Annotated in this window: 12 protein-coding genes; 2 read left to right on the top strand and 10 right to left on the bottom strand. The window is 60.7% G+C overall.

Going from position 1 to position 17,273, the window contains the following annotated elements; all coding sequences use genetic code 11:
* Positions 1-926: 926 nt before the first annotated feature.
* Both ACS4NR_RS26945 and purL read right to left on the bottom strand, forming a co-directional pair.
* Positions 927-1,238, bottom strand: coding sequence for a Nif3-like dinuclear metal center hexameric protein (locus tag ACS4NR_RS26945; protein WP_150370326.1), 312 nt, complete (start codon positions 1,236-1,238; stop codon positions 927-929).
* 5 nt (positions 1,239-1,243) lie between these two features.
* Entirely contained in the window at positions 1,244-5,140 is a 3,897-nt protein-coding gene (gene purL, locus ACS4NR_RS26940) for a phosphoribosylformylglycinamidine synthase (protein WP_095138275.1), read from the bottom strand.
* A 285-nt stretch (positions 5,141-5,425) separates the two neighbouring features.
* Here purL and mltF point away from each other — a divergent pair, with 285 nt between their 5' ends.
* The gene (gene mltF / locus ACS4NR_RS26935) at positions 5,426-6,886 is read left to right on the top strand and encodes a membrane-bound lytic murein transglycosylase MltF (protein WP_095138274.1); all 1,461 of its coding nucleotides are present in this window, start codon (positions 5,426-5,428) and stop codon (positions 6,884-6,886) included.
* Positions 6,887-7,013: 127 nt separating this feature from the next.
* On the opposite strand, the gene pdxJ is transcribed toward mltF, so the two are convergent.
* The 8 genes from pdxJ to lptF all read right to left on the bottom strand — a co-directional run bounded on the left by pdxJ (position 7,014) and on the right by lptF (position 15,441).
* Entirely contained in the window at positions 7,014-7,757 is a 744-nt protein-coding gene (gene pdxJ / locus ACS4NR_RS26930; protein WP_456018761.1) for a pyridoxine 5'-phosphate synthase, read from the bottom strand.
* Between the two features lie 47 nt (positions 7,758-7,804).
* A complete protein-coding gene (recO, locus tag ACS4NR_RS26925) occupies positions 7,805-8,494 on the bottom strand; it encodes a DNA repair protein RecO (RefSeq protein WP_456018760.1) in 690 nt (229 codons plus the stop codon).
* A gap of 170 nt (positions 8,495-8,664) precedes the next feature.
* Positions 8,665-9,567, bottom strand: coding sequence for a GTPase Era (gene era, locus ACS4NR_RS26920; protein ID WP_003221935.1), 903 nt, complete (start codon positions 9,565-9,567; stop codon positions 8,665-8,667).
* The gene (rnc, locus tag ACS4NR_RS26915) at positions 9,560-10,249 is read right to left on the bottom strand and encodes a ribonuclease III (protein ID WP_024011703.1); all 690 of its coding nucleotides are present in this window, start codon (positions 10,247-10,249) and stop codon (positions 9,560-9,562) included. The genes era and rnc overlap by 8 nt, the downstream gene beginning before the upstream one ends.
* A 183-nt stretch (positions 10,250-10,432) precedes the next feature.
* A complete protein-coding gene (lepB, locus tag ACS4NR_RS26910) occupies positions 10,433-11,287 on the bottom strand; it encodes a signal peptidase I (protein WP_095138273.1) in 855 nt (284 codons plus the stop codon).
* A 9-nt stretch (positions 11,288-11,296) separates the two neighbouring features.
* The gene (gene lepA / locus ACS4NR_RS26905) at positions 11,297-13,093 is read right to left on the bottom strand and encodes a translation elongation factor 4 (RefSeq protein WP_003221926.1); all 1,797 of its coding nucleotides are present in this window, start codon (positions 13,091-13,093) and stop codon (positions 11,297-11,299) included.
* 172 nt (positions 13,094-13,265) lie between these two features.
* Positions 13,266-14,327 (bottom strand): LPS export ABC transporter permease LptG, encoded by a 1,062-nt coding sequence (lptG, locus tag ACS4NR_RS26900; RefSeq protein WP_166497861.1) that lies wholly within the window; start codon positions 14,325-14,327, stop codon positions 13,266-13,268.
* On the bottom strand, positions 14,320-15,441 hold the full coding sequence (gene lptF / locus ACS4NR_RS26895) for an LPS export ABC transporter permease LptF (protein ID WP_115986568.1): 1,122 nt from the start codon (positions 15,439-15,441) through the stop codon (positions 14,320-14,322). Before lptF ends, lptG begins: the two co-directional genes overlap by 8 nt.
* A 309-nt stretch (positions 15,442-15,750) precedes the next feature.
* Here lptF and ACS4NR_RS26890 point away from each other — a divergent pair, with 309 nt between their 5' ends.
* Entirely contained in the window at positions 15,751-17,241 is a 1,491-nt protein-coding gene (locus tag ACS4NR_RS26890; RefSeq protein WP_456018759.1) for a leucyl aminopeptidase, read from the top strand.
* Positions 17,242-17,273: the final 32 nt, after the last annotated feature.

Here is a 17,273-nt window from a genome sequence, read left to right as displayed (position 1 = left end):
TGAGTACATCCGCAATGGATCCGTCAGCTGTCAGGACGCCTTCGCGAGCAAGCCCGCTCCCACAGGTTGAACCCGGCGTATTCAGGTAGAGATCGGTCGGCTGTCAGGCCGCCATCGCTGGCAAGCAGGGCTCCCACAGAGGTTGAGTACATCCGCAATGGATCCGTCAGCAGTCAGGACGCCTTCGCGAGCAAGCCCGCTCCCACAGGTTGAACCCGGTGTATTCAGGTAGAGATCGGTCGGCTGTCAGGCCGCCATCGCTGGCAAGCAGGGCTCCCACAGAGGTTGAGTACATCCGCAATGGATCCGTCAGCAGTCAGGACGCCTTCGCGAGCAAGCCCGCTCCCACAGGTTGAACCCGGTGTATTCAGGTAGAAATTGGTCGGCTATCAGGCCGCCATCGCTGGCAAGCCAGCTCCCACAGTTTTGATTTGTGTGTGCCCCATGCGGCGCAGCCGCCCCACTCAAAACAATGAGCGCAAGCTCGAGTACCGCTCTTGATCTTGATCCACGGGCGACGTCGGAAGGCTGAGTGGAGGGATTGATCCGGGGGTGGGAGCGCAGCGACCGTTTGGCGCAGCCAAACACAGCGAGAGGAGGTGCAGCGAAGCAAACCGTAGGCGCTGCGCCCGGATCGATCCCGCAGCGAAGGGACCCCGAGCCCCAGCGAGCGGGCCGAACGTAGGAGCAAGCGTTTTTTTGCTTACTTTTTTTAGGCGTTTGTAAAAAAAGTGAGTCGCCGTAAGGGCGAAACCGCCAGCCGCCGCACCCGAAGAAACGGATATTCACACAGTCAGCCAGAACATGGTCGCCTGTCAGGGCGCCATCGCGAGCAGGCTCACTCCTACAGAAAAGCAAATCGCTGCCAACAAAAAACCCGCAGACAATCACTCATCTGCGGGTTTCCCGTTCCAGCGGCAGAAAGATCAGAAATCCTCCAGCCGCCACACCTCATAAGCCGGCGTCTCGTAAGGGTGGCTCAACTTGAGAGCAGCCACCACATCACCAATCAACGCGTCACAAACCACAAGCTCAACCTTCCACTCCTCAACCCGCTCAACCTGCCCCGCCTCACCAATGAACGGCTGACTGCCGTGCAAAGGCCGAAACTGACCAGACCCAAGCACCTGCCAAGCACAGTGGTCATAGTCACCGATCCGCCCACCACCGGCAGCGAATACAGCGTCCTTGACCACCTCGACATGACTGTCAGGAACAAAAAACCCGAGCTTGTACACGACGCTTAGTTCACCCAGACACGAGCATTACGGAACATGCGCATCCAGGGAGCATCCTCGGTCCAGTCCTCCGAACGCCACGAGTTCTGCACCGCGCGGAACACCCGCTCCGGGTGCGGCATCATGATCGTCACACGACCGTCGCGGCTGGTGAGACCGGTAATCCCGCGCGGCGAACCGTTCGGGTTGGCCGGGTAGGCTTCGGTGACCTTGCCGTGGTTGTCGACGAAACGCATCGCCACGCAACCCGACAGATCAGCTTCCAGCAAGGCTTCTTCGCTGGAGAACTCGGCATGGCCTTCACCGTGCGCGATGGCGATCGGCATACGCGAACCGGCCATGCCCTGCAGGAAGATCGAGTTCGATTCCTGGATCTGTACCATCGCCACGCGCGCTTCGAACTGCTCGGAGCGGTTGCGCACAAAGTGCGGCCAGAACTCGCTGCCCGGGATCAGCTCGTGCAGGTTGGACATCATCTGGCAACCGTTGCACACGCCGAGGGTGAAGCTGTCGTTACGTTCGAAGAAGCCCTGGAACGCATCGCGGGCACGGCTGTTGAACAGCGCCGACTTGGCCCAGCCTTCACCGGCGCCGAGTACGTCGCCGTAGGAGAAACCACCGCAGGCCACCAGGCCTTTGAACTCGTTCAGGTCGACGCGGCCGGCGAGAATATCGCTCATGTGCACGTCGATCGCGTTGAAACCGGCGCGGTCGAACGCGGCGGCCATTTCCACCTGACCGTTGACGCCCTGCTCACGCAGCACGGCAACCTGTGGGCGAATGCCTTTCTTGATGTAAGGCGCGGCGATGTCCTGGTTGACGTCGTAGCTCAGCTTGACGCTCAGGCCCGGGTTGTCTTCTTCCAGCAGCGCGTCGAACTCTTGCTCGGCGCAGTCGGCGTTGTCGCGCAGACGCTGGATCTGATAGCTGGTCTCGGCCCACTGACGTTGCAACAGACGACGCTGACCTTCGAACACCGTGTCACCGTTGAAGGTGATGTTGATCTGGCCATTGTTGATCGGCTGACCGATCACCGACACGCAGTCGCCCAGACCGGCAGCGCTGAACTGCGCGAGGATGTCTGGCGTGGCGTCCTGACGAACCTGGATCACCGCACCCAGTTCTTCGTTGAACAGGATCGCAGCGATTTCTGCCGAGTTTTCGGCAACGCTGTCCAGGTTCAGGCTCAGACCGCAGTGGCCGGCAAAAGCCATTTCCACCACGGAGGTCAGCAGACCACCGTCGGAACGGTCGTGGTACGCCAGCAGGTGACCGTCGGCGTTGAGGCCCTGGATCACCGCGAAGAAGGCTTTCAGGTCTTCGGCGTCATCGACGTCCGGAGCCTGCTTGCCGAGCTTGCCGTGCACCTGGGCAAGGATCGAGGCACCCATACGGTTCTGACCGCGACCGAGGTCGATCAGGATCAGGTCGGTGGTGCCCTTGTCCATGCGCAGTTCCGGGGTCAGGGTCTGACGGATGTCAGCCACTGGGGCGAAACCGGTCACGATCAGCGACATCGGCGAGGTCACGGTTTTTTCTTCGCCGTTGTCGTTCCAGCGAGTGGCCATGGACATCGAGTCCTTGCCCACCGGAATGGTGATGCCCAGCTCAGGGCACAGTTCCATGCCGACCGCTTTCACGGTGTCGTACAGACGCGCGTCTTCGCCCGGGTGGCCGGCAGCGGACATCCAGTTCGCCGACAACTTGATGTCGGAGATCTTGTTGATGCGCGAAGCGGCAATGTTGGTCAGGGTTTCGCCGATGGCCATGCGGCCCGACGCCGGAGCGTCCAGCAGCGCCAGCGGAGTCCGCTCGCCCATGGCCATCGCTTCACCGGTGTAGACGTCGAAACTGGTGGCGGTGACGGCGACGTCGGCCACCGGCACCTGCCATGGGCCAACCATCTGGTCACGGGCCACGAGGCCGGTGATGGTACGGTCGCCAATGGTGATCAGGAAGCTTTTGCTCGCCACGGCCGGGTGATGCAGGACGCGTTCGATGGATTCGCTGATGTCGAGGTTCGACGGATCGAAATCGTCGCCCAGCTCGGCTTCGCGAACCACCGAACGGTGCATGCGCGGCGCCTTGCCCAGCAACACTTCCAGCGGCATGTCCACCGGGTTGTTGCCGAAGTGGCTATCCGTGACAGTAAGCTGTGGCTCGGCAGTGGCTTCGCCGACCACGGCGAACGGGCAACGCTCACGTTCGCAGATCGCCTTGAAGCGCTCGAAGTCGGCCGGGCCGACCGCCAGAACGTAACGTTCCTGGGATTCGTTGGACCAGATTTCGTGCGGGGCCATGCCCGGCTCGTCGTTTGGAATGTTGCGCAGTTCGAAACGGCCCCCGCGGTCGCCGTCGTTGACCAGTTCCGGGAAGGCGTTGGACAGACCGCCCGCGCCCACGTCGTGGATGAAGCTGATCGGGTTCTTGTCGCCCAGCTGCCAGCAACGGTCGATGACTTCCTGGCAGCGACGCTCCATTTCAGGGTTTTCACGCTGAACGGAAGCGAAGTCGAGATCCGCCGAGCTGGTGCCGGTGGCCATCGAGGAAGCGGCGCCGCCGCCCAGACCGATCAGCATCGCCGGGCCGCCGAGCACGATCAGCTTGGAACCGACCAGAATCTCGCCTTTCTTGACGTGTTCTTCACGGATGTTGCCCATGCCGCCCGCGAGCATGATCGGCTTGTGGTAACCGCGAACTTCATCACCATGCGGGGTGCTGATCGATTGTTCGAAGGTACGGAAGTAGCCAGTCAGGGCCGGACGACCGAATTCGTTGTTGAACGCGGCGCCGCCCAGCGGGCCTTCGATCATGATGTCCAGCGCGGTAACGATGCGCTCAGGCTTGCCGTACGGCACTTCCCACGGCTGTTCGAAGCCCGGAATCTGCAGGTTGGACACGGTGAAACCGGTCAGGCCGGCCTTTGGCTTGGCGCCACGACCGGTTGCACCTTCGTCGCGGATCTCGCCGCCGGAACCAGTGGATGCGCCCGGGAACGGGGCGATTGCGGTCGGGTGGTTGTGGGTTTCGACCTTCATCAGAATGTGCACCGGCTCCTGCACCGCGCCGTACTGGCGGGTTTCCGGATCCGGGAAGAAGCGGCCGGCGACGTTACCGACGATCACCGAAGCGTTGTCCTTATAAGCGGACAGCACGCCTTCGTTGTGCATCTGATAGGTGTTCTTGATCATGCCGAACAGGCTTTTTTCCTGGCTCTCGCCATCAATATCCCAACTGGCGTTGAAGATCTTGTGGCGGCAGTGCTCGGAGTTGGCCTGGGCGAACATCATCAGTTCGATGTCGTGCGGGTTGCGCTTGAGACCGTTGAAGGCGTTGACCAGGTAGTCGATCTCGTCTTCGGCCAGGGCCAGGCCCAGCTCGGTGTTGGCTTTTTCCAGCGCGGCGCGACCGCCACCAAGGATGTCGATCGCGGTCAGCGGCTTCGGCTCGGCGTGGCTGAACAGACCGGCGGCCTGTTCCAGATTGCCCAGAACGATCTGGGTCATGCGGTCATGCAGCACGTCGGCGATTTGCTGGGCTTCGGCGTCACTGAACTGGCCGGCCACGTAGAACGCGATGCCGCGTTCCAGGCGCTGGATCTTGCTCAGGCCGCAGTTGCGGGCGATGTCGCTGGCCTTGCTCGACCATGGCGAGATGGTGCCGAAACGCGGCAACACCAGAAACAGACGACCGGTCGGCTCTTGTACCGGAACGCTTGGGCCGTACTTCAGAAGGCGCGCAAGCACCTGCTGTTCGTCGCCGGTCAGGACGCCGGTGACTTCGGCGAAGTGAGCGAATTCAGCATACAGGCCACTGACAGCTGGAACCTTCTGGCTCAGTTGCTCAAGGAGTTTGCTGTGGCGAAAGGCAGAAAGGGCAGGAGCGCCGCGCAGGATCAACATCTTCGGGACAGCCTCGGGAAGGGGTGTGCTTTGAGGCCGTGCATTCTAGCCTAAACCGCCCTCAACATCACCCGAAACGCTACGCACGGTTGCACTCGGATATCAATCTGTGTTTCTGCCTTTGAAGTCAAATTCCGAGGGTGCGCGGGCAGCGCTTATTTTTTCTGTCACAAAATGCCGTTTAGCCCCATTCCTGCGGGGTTTCGTGCAGTTTTGTGATCTCTAGCAGACAAGCCCCTCGCTGTCGAGATATGGCGCCCGCAGCCGTTTGCGTATACTGCGCAGATGTTTTTCCCAACGGCTTTGCGTCCGCGGTACGCCAAATGGCTGATCGCAACCGGACTCTTCCTGATGCTCGGTGGCTGTGTTGATAAACCCAACACACTCGAGCGCGTAAAGGAGGATGGTGTGCTGCGGGTGATTACCCGTAACAGCCCCGCCACCTACTTTCAGGATCGCAGCGGTGAAACCGGCTTCGAATACGAGCTGGTGAAGCGCTTCGCCGACGATTTGGGGGTCGAGCTGAAGATCGAGACCGCCGACAACCTCGACGACCTGTTCAACCAGATCGGCAAGCCGAACGGCCCGGTGCTGGCGGCGGCAGGTCTGGTCAGCAGCGAGGATCGCAAGAAGCAGGTGCGGTTTTCCCACTCCTACCTCGAAGTCACCCCGCAGATCATCTACCGCAACGGCCAGTCGCGCCCTACCGATCCAGGTGATCTGGTCGGCAAGAAGATCATGGTGCTCAAGGGCAGCACCCACGCCGAACAACTGGCGGAGCTGAAAAAGAAGTTTCCGGGCATCGAATACGAAGAGTCCGACGCCGTTGAGGTGGTCGACCTGCTGCGCATGGTCGATGAAGGCCAGATCGATCTGACGCTGGTCGACTCCAACGAAGTGGCGATGAACCAGGTGTACTTCACCAACATCCGTGTGGCCTTCGACCTCGGCGATGCGCGCAGCCAGAGCTGGGCGGTGGCCGCCGGCGAAGACAACAGCCTGCTCAACGAGATCAACGCCTACCTCGACAAGGTGCAGAAAAACGGCACCCTGCAGCGCCTGAAAGACCGTTATTACGGCCACGTCGATGTCCTCGGCTACATGGGCGCCACCACCTTCGCCCAGCACTTGCAGCAGCGCCTGCCCAAATACGAACAGCACTTCAAGACTTACGCCAAGAAAGAGAAAGTCGACTGGCGCCTGCTGGCGGCCATCGGTTATCAGGAATCGCTGTGGCAACCGGCGGTCACCTCGAAAACCGGCGTACGCGGTTTGATGATGCTGACCCAGAACACCGCTCAGGCGATGGGCGTGTCGAACCGACTCGATCCCAAACAAAGCATCATGGGCGGCGCCAAATACCTGGCCTACATGAAGGATCAGCTCGACGATTCGATCAAGGAGCCGGATCGCACCTGGTTTGCCCTGGCGGCGTACAACGTCGGCAGCGGTCACCTGGATGACGCGCGCAAGCTGACGGCCAAGGAAGGGTTGAACCCCGACAAATGGCTCGATGTGAAGAAGATTTTGCCGCGGCTGTCGCAGAAGCAGTGGTACAGCAAGACCCGCTATGGCTACGCCCGAGGCGGCGAGCCGGTGCATTTCGTGGCGAACATCCGTCGCTACTACGACATCCTGACCTGGGTGACCCAGCCGCAGCTTGAAGGCGATCAGGTGGCTGAGGGCAACCTGCATGTGCCGGGGATCGACAAGTCAAAACCGGCTCAAGAGCCTGCCCCGCTCTAACTAACAGCATAAATCCAATGTGGGAGCGGGCTTGCTCGCGAAGGCGGTGTGTCAGTCGACATATTCTTTGACTGATACACCGCCTTCGCGAGCAAGCCCGCTCCCACATTGGGTTCTGGGGTGTTGCTTAGTGCTTGGCGGCCGCCAGAATCAGCGTTTTCATCTCGGAAACAGCCGACTTGAAGCCCACGAACAACGCATGCGCCACCAGCGCATGGCCGATATTCAGTTCGTTGATGCCCTTGATCGCCGCCACGGCTTCGACGTTGTGATAATGCAGGCCATGCCCGGCATTGACGATCAGGCCCTGCGCCAGACCAAACGCCACGCCGTCCGCCACACGCTTCAATTCTTCAGCAACTTCGGTCGGGGTTTCGGCATCGGCGTAACGCCCGGTGTGGAGTTCGATCGCCGGTGCACCAACGCGTTTCGACGCAGCGATCTGGCGTTCGTCAGCATCGATGAACAACGACACTTCGCTGCCGATCTTCGACAGGCGCTCGACCGCTGCCTTGATCCGCTCTTCCTGCCCCGCTACATCAAGACCGCCTTCAGTGGTCAGCTCCTGACGGGTTTCCGGGACCAGGCAAATGTGCGCCGGACGGATGTGCTCGGCGAACGCCATCATTTCTTCGGTGACGCCCATTTCGAAGTTCATGCGGGTCTGCAGCACATCCTTGAGCAACAGCACGTCGCGTTCCTGGATGTGCCGGCGGTCTTCACGCAGGTGCACGGTGATGCCGTCGGCGCCCGCCTCTTCCGCGTCCAGCGCTGCCTTGACCGGATCCGGGTAGCGTGTGCCACGGGCCTGACGCAGGGTGGCGACGTGGTCGATGTTCACGCCAAGAAGAATGCGATTGCTGGTGGTCACGGATGCGCTCCTGAATTTAGAGATTCGGCGCACAGCATACGGGGTGATCAGGGCTTGCGAAACAGTTCGCGACTGACAAGCGGACGACCGCCCAAGTGAACGGCCAATGCTTGACGCATCAGACGTTTGGCGGCTGAGAGTGCGCCGGGGGCTGACCAGTCGGCTTCGGCCATGGCCAGCAACTCAACACCGTTGAACAGCCCAGGTTGCAGCAGGTAAACGCGCTCAAGGCCAGCGTCCACTTGCAGACGATAGAGACCATCCGGGGCGACAGGTTCGCCGTGGATGTCGGTGTTCATGGCGAAGCCATAACCGAGATCATCCAGCAGGCGCCATTCGAATGAGCGCAACAGCGGCTCCAGCGGCCGCCCTTCGGCCAAAGCCAGTAAAGTCGCTGCGTAGTGATCGAACACCGCCGGATGCGGGTCTTCGGCGGGGAGCATACGGATCAACAACTCATTGAGGTAGAGACCGCTGAACAACGCCTCGCCGACCATCCACGTCGCATTACCGGCACTTTCCATGCGCCCGACGTTCTTCAACTCACCCTTGCCACGAAACTCGACTTCCAGCGGCACGAACGGTCGCGCCAGTGTCCCGGCCTTGCCCCGCGCACTGCGCAACACCGCCCGCAGCCGCCCTTGTGGCGTGAGGAAGTCGACCAGCGCGCTGGTTTCGCGGTAGGCGCGCGAATGCAGGACGTAGGCGAGTTGGGCGGGAGGTGGGGTTTGCGACATGGAGTTCTCGATGAAGAAACGCAGCTTTGTAAACAACCCAAAACCAAATGTGGGAGCGGGCTTGCTCGCGAATGCGGTGTAACAGTCAACATCAATGCTGAATGCTACACCGCATTCGCGAGCAAGCCCGCTCCCACAGGGGGTTCTCCGGTGCCTCGGAAAACCGCTATTTACAGGTCGCCGTAACCCAGCGAACGCAGAGCACGTTCGTCGTCGGACCAGCCGCCCTTCACCTTGACCCACAGGTTGAGCATGATCTTGGAGTCGAACAGCAGCTCCATGTCCTTGCGCGCTTCGGTGCCTATGCGTTTGATGCGCTCGCCCTTGTCGCCAATGATGATCTTCTTCTGGCCGTCACGTTCGACGAGGATCAGCGCATGGATATGCAGGGTCTTGCCCTGCTGCTTGAACTCTTCGATCTCGACGGTGATCTGGTACGGCAGCTCGGCGCCCATCTGGCGCATGATTTTCTCACGCACCAGTTCGGCAGCGAGGAAGCGGCTGCTGCGGTCGGTGATCTGGTCTTCCGGGAAGAAGTGATCGTTCTCCGGCAGATGATCGGCGATGACCTTTTCCAGCGCGTCGAGGTTGTGCCCGTGCTGCGCGGAAATCGGGATGATCTGCGCGTTCGGCAGCTGTTCCTGCAACCACGACAGGTGCGGCATCAGCTCGGCCTTGTCTTCGATGCGGTCGGTCTTGTTCAGCGCGACGATCAGCGGGCCGGTCACGTACTGCACGCGCTCCAGGACCATCTGGTCTTCTTCGGTCCACTTGGTGCGATCGACCACAAAGATCACCACGTCGACGTCTTTCAACGCTGCCGAAGCGGTTTTGTTCATGTAACGGTTCAGAGCCTTTTCGCCACCCTTGTGCATGCCGGGGGTGTCGACGTAGATCGCCTGCACGTCACCCTCGGTCTTGATCCCGAGCATGTTGTGACGGGTGGTCTGCGGCTTGCGCGAGGTGATCGCGAGCTTCTGGCCGAGGATGTGGTTGAGCAACGTCGACTTGCCGACGTTGGGACGGCCGACGATGGCAACGTAGCCACAGCGAGTTGCGTTTGTATCAGTCATTGCCATTCTCCACGCCCAGGGCAATCAGTGCTGCGGCGGCCGCTACCTGTTCGGCAATACGACGGCTCACACCCTGACCTCGGCTTTTTTCATTCAATAAGACCACTTCGCACTCGACGAAGAAGGTACGGCAGTGCGGTTCACCCTGGATATCCACCACTTCGTAGCGTGGCAGTTCGCAACCACGTGATTGCAGGTGTTCCTGCAGACGGGTCTTGGGATCCTTGTTGGTGTCGACCAGCGTCAGGCCTTCGAACTCGCCGGCCAGCCAGGCCAGTACCCGCTCGCGGGCGACGTCCATGCCGGCATCGAGGTAGATCGCGCCGATCAGCGCTTCGAGGGCATCGGCCAGAATCGATTCGCGACGGAAGCCACCGCTTTTCAGTTCGCCCGAGCCCAGACGCAGGTAGTCGCCCAGGTCGAAACCACGGGCCAGCACGGCCAGTGTCTCACCCTTCACCAAACGTGCGCGCAAACGCGACAACTGGCCTTCGCGGGCCAGCGGGAAGCGATCGAACAGCGCCTCGCCGGCGACGAAATTGAGGATGGCATCGCCGAGGAATTCCAGGCGTTCGTTGTTACGCCCGGCAAAGCTGCGGTGCGTGAGGGCCAGCAGCATCAGCTCCTGATCCTTGAAGGTGTAACCGAGCTGGCGCTCGAGACGGCTTAGAGAAACGCTCACGGTTTACCCACGCTGAGTTCGTGGCTGGATTCCACTGCCATCGCCGGGGTACGGCGCAGGCCTGGGACAATTAACGCTGTGTTCAAAAATGACGTCCTGAATATCGTGGCTTCATGCCCTGGTGCCGATTTGTGTCGACTCCAGAAATGCATTCGGCGCTGTGGTCAACAGCGCCGTGATTGATTACTTGATCAGGCCAACCCGCGAGAAATTCGGCAGGTGGCTGAGTTTCGGTTCCGGCCAGCTCATCCAGACAGCGAAGGCTTTGCCGACGATATTCTGGTCGGGAACCATGCCCAGCAAATCCTTGGGAATGTTCGGATCATCCCAGTAGCGACTGTCGTTGGAGTTGTCGCGGTTGTCGCCCATCATGAAGTAATGGCCGGCCGGCACGGTCCAGGTACGGTCCGGGGTTGCGCGGTAGCGGCTCATTTCCTTGCGGATCAGGTGCTCGGCGGCGCCGAGTTTTTCCTTGTAGAGCTCCGCGCTGCCCAGCGTGCCCGGCTCGGAGCCGACCAGTTGCTCGGCAATCGACTCGCCATTGACCAACAGACGCTTGTCGGCGGTGTAACGCACCGTGTCGCCCGGCAGGCCGACTACACGCTTGATGTAGTTGACGTTCGGGTCGCTCGGGTAGCGGAACACCATCACATCGCCACGCTGTGGATCACCGACTTCGATGATTTTCTTGTCGATCACCGGCAGGCGGATCCCGTAAGAAAACTTGTTCACCAGAATGAAATCGCCCACATCCAGAGTCGGTTTCATCGAGCCGGACGGAATCTGGAACGGTTCCACCAGGAACGAACGCAGCACCAGCACGATGAACAGCACCGGAAAGAACGACTTGCCGTATTCAACCAGCAACGGCTCTTTGTTCAGCTTCTCGACCACCACGGGCTCGGGCTGGCTGACACTGCCTTGATAAGAGGCAATGGCAGCACGCCGACGCGGCGCCAGGAACAGCAGATCGAGCAACGCCAACAGGCCGCAGACGAACACGGCGATGACCAGCAACAGCGGGAAATTTAGTGACATAGGACCTGACTATTCCAACCTGAGCACGGCAAGGAAGGCTTCTTGTGGAATTTCCACGTTGCCGACCTGCTTCATGCGTTTCTTACCGGCCTTTTGCTTTTCAAGCAGCTTTTTCTTACGGCTTACGTCACCGCCGTAGCATTTGGCCAATACGTTCTTTCTGAGTGCCTTGACGGTTGTCCGGGCAACGATCTGACCGCCAATGGCCGCCTGGATCGCCACGTCGAACATCTGACGAGGAATCAGTTCCTTCATCTTCTCGGTCAACTGGCGACCTTTGAAGTGCGAATTGTCACGGTGCACGATCAACGCCAGGGCATCGACCTTGTCACCGTTGATCAGCACGTCCAGTTTCACCAGATTAGCCGATTGGTAACGATCGAAATGGTAATCCAGCGAAGCATAGCCACGACTGGTGGATTTGAGACGGTCGAAGAAGTCCAGGACCACTTCGTTCATCGGCAGGTCGTAAGTGACTTGCACCTGATTGCCGAGGAACAGCATGTCGACCTGCACACCGCGTTTCTCGATGCACAGGGTGATGACGTTGCCCAGGTGTTCCTGCGGAACCAGGATGTTGGCGCGCACGATTGGCTCGCGCATGTCTTCGATGGCCGACACATCCGGAAGTTTGGACGGGTTGTCGACGTAAATCGTTTCACCGGTTTTCAGCACCAGCTCGAAAATTACCGTTGGCGCGGTGGTGATCAGATCCAGGTCGTACTCGCGCTCGAGGCGCTCCTGGATGATCTCCATGTGCAGCATGCCGAGGAACCCGCAACGGAAGCCGAAGCCCAGGGCGTCGGAGCTTTCCGGGGTGTACTGCAGCGACGAGTCGTTCAGGGTCAGTTTCTGCAGCGCTTCGCGGAAGTCCTCGAAGTCGTCGGAGCTGACCGGGAACAGACCGGCGTAAACCTGTGGCTGGATGCGTTTGAAACCGGGCAGAACCGGGACATCCGGGGTCGAACTCAGGGTCAGGGTGTCACCGACCGGTGCACCGTGAATGTCCTTGATGCTGGCGATGATGAAGCCCACTTCGCCAGCCTTGAGGTCAGCGGTAGCGGTGTGCTTCGGGTTGAATACACCGACGCTGTCGACCAGGTGGATCTTGCCGGTGGATTTCACCAGGATCTTGTCACCCTTCTTCACACGGCCATGACGCACGCGCACCAGGGAAACAACGCCCAGATAATTGTCGAACCAGGAGTCGATGATCAGCGCTTGCAGCGGATCTTCGATGTTGCCGGTCGGCGCAGGAATGGTCGCGACCAGACGCTCGAGCACTTCGTCGACACCCAGGCCGGTCTTGGCGCTGCAGGTGACGGCGTCGGTGGCGTCGATACCGATGATCTTCTCGATCTCGTCCTTGACGCGGTCCGGCTCGGCCTGTGGCAGGTCGATCTTGTTCAGCACCGGCATGACCTCGAGGCCTTGCTCAATGGCGGTGTAGCAGTTGGCCACGGACTGGGCTTCAACACCCTGACCGGCATCGACCACCAGCAACGCACCTTCACACGCGGCCAGGGAACGGCTGACTTCGTAGGTGAAGTCGACGTGGCCCGGGGTGTCAATGAAGTTCAGCTGGTAGGTGACGCCATCTTTGGCTTTGTAATAGAGGGTAACGCTGTGGGCCTTGATGGTGATCCCGCGTTCGCGCTCCAGATCCATGGAATCCAGTACCTGGGCTTCCATTTCACGCTCGGCCAGGCCACCGCACATCTGGATGAAACGGTCAGCCAGCGTCGACTTGCCATGGTCAATGTGGGCGATGATGGAGAAATTGCGGATATGACTCAAATCACTCACGGATCAACACTCAAAAAGGCTGCAGGCTTGGCCCGCCGAAAAATAGCCGGGAATTGTACCTGATACACGGCGCAAGCGTCACGTTCGCCTGTCACCCGGATTGCATACGAAAACGCCCCGGTCTGTCGACCGAGGCGTTTTCGCGGTTAAAGCACTGGCAACAACGCGGCCATCAACCGGCCCGTCGCAGCAACCAGACACCCGCCAGCGCACAGACCGTGGCCGGCACCAGCACCGCGAACAGCGGCGAGAAGCCGAATACCAGGCTCGATGGGCCGAGCAGATCCTGGACGATGCGGAAGGTGAAGCCAACCAGCACACCGGTGAACACCCGCTGACCGAGGGTCACCGAGCGCAACGGGCCGAAGATAAAGGAGATCGCCATCAGCACCAGCGCGGCGGTGACCAGTGGCTGCAACACCTTGACCCAAAATGCCAGCCAGTAGCGACCGTTGCTCAGGCCCTGATCCGCCAGATAGTGGATGTAGCCCCACAGACCGGAAATCGACAGCGACTCAGGCGCCATCACCACCGTGTTGAGCAATTGCGGGCTCAGCGACACGTCCCACTCCTCGCTCGGCGCATTCAGCACCTCGGTGCTGCGCTCGTGGAACACCGTGGTGGTCACGTCGCTGAGCAGCCAGCGCTTGCCGTCGAATTCCGCACGTTTGGCGAAGCTGGAGCTGAGCAGGTGGCGCTCTTTGTCGAAGTGATAGCGGGTCACGCCATACAACAGGCCGTTGGGTTGCACGGCGTTGATATGGATGAACTCCTCGCCCTGACGGTGCCACATGCCGTGCTTGGCGCTCTGCGCGTCGCCGCTGCCTTGCGCCAGCGAGCGATTGGCCTGGGCCATGCTTTCGGTGGCCGGGGCCACGTATTCGCCGATCAGCACGCCGGCCAGCATCAGCACCAGCATCGGTTTCATGACGGCCCAGACGATACGCCCGATGGACACGCCAGCGGCGCGCATGACGGTCAGCTCGCTGCTGCTGGCCAGACTGCCGAGGCCGATCAGACAGCCGATCAGCGCGGCCATCGGCAACATTTCATACAGGCGACGCGGTGCGGTGAGCAGGACAAAGCTCAGCACATCGGTCAGCGTGTAGGTATCGCTGACGTCGCTCATCTCGTCGATGAAGGCAAACAGGGTCGCCAGACCCAGAATGATCGCCAGCACGGCGATGATCGCCATGAACACACTGCTGCCGATGTAGCGGTCGAGTTTAACCACGGGCCACCTCCAGCGCTGCGCTGCGACGGCTGGCCAGCTTCAGGCGCATCGGTTCCCAGTACAGCAGGCCGAGACCGATGGCCAGGAAGATCCCGTGCACCCACCACAGGCCAAGAGCCGGCGGGATCTTGCCTTTTTCGAGGGCGCCGCGGGCGGCAATCAGGATGGTCAGGTAAGCCATATAAAGAAGAATCGCCGGCAGCAGCTTCAGGAAACGGCCCTGACGCGGATTGACCCGCGACAGCGGCACCGCCATCAGGGTCACGATGAACACCAGCAACGGCAGCGAAATCCGCCATTGCAGTTCGGCCCTGGAGCGCTCGTCGTCAGCACCCAGCAGGGTCGAAGTCGGGATCGCGTCACGGTCGGTGACTTCGTCACTGGCATCAGGTTTTGGCAGCAATACGCCATAGGTGTCGTATTTGATCGCGCGGTAATCGGCCTGACCCGGGCTGCCGTCATAGCGATAGCCATTCTGCAGGATCAGGTAGCGGTTGCCGTCCGAGTGGACTTCCTGGCGGCCCTTCTCGGCCACCAGCACGGAAATCCCGCGGTCCTTCTGATCGGAGCCGAGGTTCTTCTGCGAGATGAATACGCCGCCAAGGTTGACGCGGTCGTCGGTCAGGCTTTCCGTGTAGGTCACCCGTGTCCCGTCACGCAACGCCTGGAAACGGCCAGGTTCGAGGGTATCGAACTCGGTCAGGGCGTCCTGCTTGTTCAGCAGCAGCTGGAACTGGTTGGCGCCTTGCGGGGCCAGACTCAGGCTCAGCCACGCCACCACCAGTGCCACCAGCGTCGCCGGGAACAGAGTCATGCGCAGCAGACGCTGCTGACTCATGCCGGTGGCCGAGAGCACGGTCATTTCGCTTTCGAGGTACAGCCGGCCGTAAGCCAGCAGGATCCCGAGGAACAGACCCAGCGGCAGGATCAGTTGCATGAAACCCGGCAGACGGTAACCCATGATCAGGAACAGCGATCCCGGATCGAGTTGGCCCGCAGCGGCCTGGGCAAGGTATTTGATAAAGCGACCGCTCATGATGATGACCAGCAGCACGGCGCTGACGGCGCTCAGGGTCAACATCACTTCACGGGACAGATAACGGAAGACGATCAAACCAGACACTCCAGGGTTGTCAGGCTAAGGCGGCCAAACAAGCAAACGTCTCGACCGGCCCGCAAGGCAGAGCCGTCGAAAAAAAGATGCGGCATTATCCTGTGATTGAGGGCGCCTGTCACTGCGCACACTCACCCAAGCGTGTAATCGGTTGAAGATCGTGCCGCCGAGGGTTGTCAGGCGCAGGGAGCGAGGTTCAAACTGCCGCCTTTGTCGCAGGCACTGGCCTGCGTCTCTTCTATCTATAAGCAGGCGACTGCGGACACCGTCGAACGCCTGTGTGTTGACCATTCATTCAGGGATCCGGACATGGAACTGGTTGTAAAAAGCGTTAGCCCAGAAACGTTGAAAACCGCCACCCTGGTGGTTGCCGTCGGCGAAGGCCGCAAACTCGGCGTGGCCGCCAGACAGCTCGACGAACTGAGCGGTGGCGCGATCAGCGCCGTGCTCAAGCGTGGCGATCTGGCCGGCAAGGTCGGTCAAAGCCTGCTGCTGTACAGCCTGCCGAACCTGAAAGCCGAGCGCGTGCTGCTGATCGGCGTGGGCAAGGATGAAGAACTGGGCGACCGTCCGTTCCGTAAAATCGTTGCCGGCATCCTCAATACCCTGAAAGGTCTGGGCGGCAGCGACGCCGTGCTGGCCCTGGATGAAATCATCGTCAAGAACCGCGACAGCTACGGCAAGACCCGCCTGCTGGCCGAAACCCTGGTGGACGGCGAATACACCTTCGACCAGTTCAAGAGCCAGAAAGCCGAACCGCGCGCCCTGAAGAAAATCACCCTGTTGACCATCAAGGCTGCGCAGGCCGAAGTACAGCGCGCGGTGAATCATGCCACCGCCATCGCCAATGGCATGGCCTTCACCCGTAATCTGGGCAACCTGCCGCCGAACATCTGCCACCCGACCTTCCTTGGCGAGCAAGCCAAGAACCTCGGCAAAGAGTTCAAGGATCTGAAAGTCGACGTCCTCGACGAGAAGAAGATCAAATCCCTGGGCATGGGCTCGTTCTACGCCGTCGGCCAGGGCAGCGCCCAGCCGCCGCGCCTGATCGTCATGCAATACAACGGTGGCAAGAAGTCCGAGAAGCCTTACGCGCTGGTCGGCAAAGGCATCACCTTCGACACCGGCGGCATCAGCCTCAAGCCTGGCGCCGGCATGGACGAAATGAAGTACGACATGGGCGGCGCGGCCTCCGTGTTCGGTACCCTGCGTGCGGTGCTTGAACTGAAGCTGCCGATCAACCTGGTGTGCATCCTCGCTTGCGCCGAAAACATGCCGAGCGGCAACGCCTCGCGTCCGGGCGACATCGTCACTACCATGAGCGGCCAGACCGTGGAAATCCTCAACACCGACGCCGAAGGCCGTCTGGTGCTGTGCGACGCCCTGACCTACTCCGAGCGCTTCAAGCCGCAAGCAGTGATCGACATCGCCACCCTCACCGGTGCCTGCGTGGTTGCACTGGGCGCCCACACTTCCGGCCTGCTGGGCAATAACGACGAACTGATCGAGCAACTGCTCAGCGCCGGTAAAACCGCAGACGACCGCGCCTGGCAGCTGCCGCTGTTCGACGAATACCAGGAACAACTGGACAGCCCGTTCGCCGACATCGCCAACATTGGCGGGCCAAAGGCCGGCACCATCACCGCCGCGTGCTTCCTGTCGCGCTTCACCAAGAACCTGAACTGGGCGCACCTGGACATCGCGGGCACCGCATGGACCAGCGGCGGCAAGGACAAGGGCGCCACTGGCCGTCCGGTGCCGCTGCTGACCCAATACCTGCTGGACCGCGCCAAAGCCTGAAACCGATGAACCTGGGCGGCGTCACTTTGCGG

The organism is Pseudomonas sp. JQ36, assembly GCF_053851495.1.
The sequence above is the reverse complement of the archived record's forward strand: the minus strand, read 5'-3'. Positions and strand labels throughout refer to the sequence as shown.

Coding starts and splice junctions, on each gene's coding strand:
- purL (WP_095138275.1), bottom strand. CDS start 5,140: ATGTTGATCCTGCGCGGCGCTCCTGCCCTTTCTGCCTTTCGCCACAGC.
- mltF (WP_095138274.1), top strand. CDS start 5,426: ATGTTTTTCCCAACGGCTTTGCGTCCGCGGTACGCCAAATGGCTGATC.
- recO (WP_456018760.1), bottom strand. CDS start 8,494: ATGTCGCAAACCCCACCTCCCGCCCAACTCGCCTACGTCCTGCATTCG.
- era (WP_003221935.1), bottom strand. CDS start 9,567: ATGACTGATACAAACGCAACTCGCTGTGGCTACGTTGCCATCGTCGGC.
- lepB (WP_095138273.1), bottom strand. CDS start 11,287: ATGTCACTAAATTTCCCGCTGTTGCTGGTCATCGCCGTGTTCGTCTGC.
- ACS4NR_RS26890 (WP_456018759.1), top strand. CDS start 15,751: ATGGAACTGGTTGTAAAAAGCGTTAGCCCAGAAACGTTGAAAACCGCC.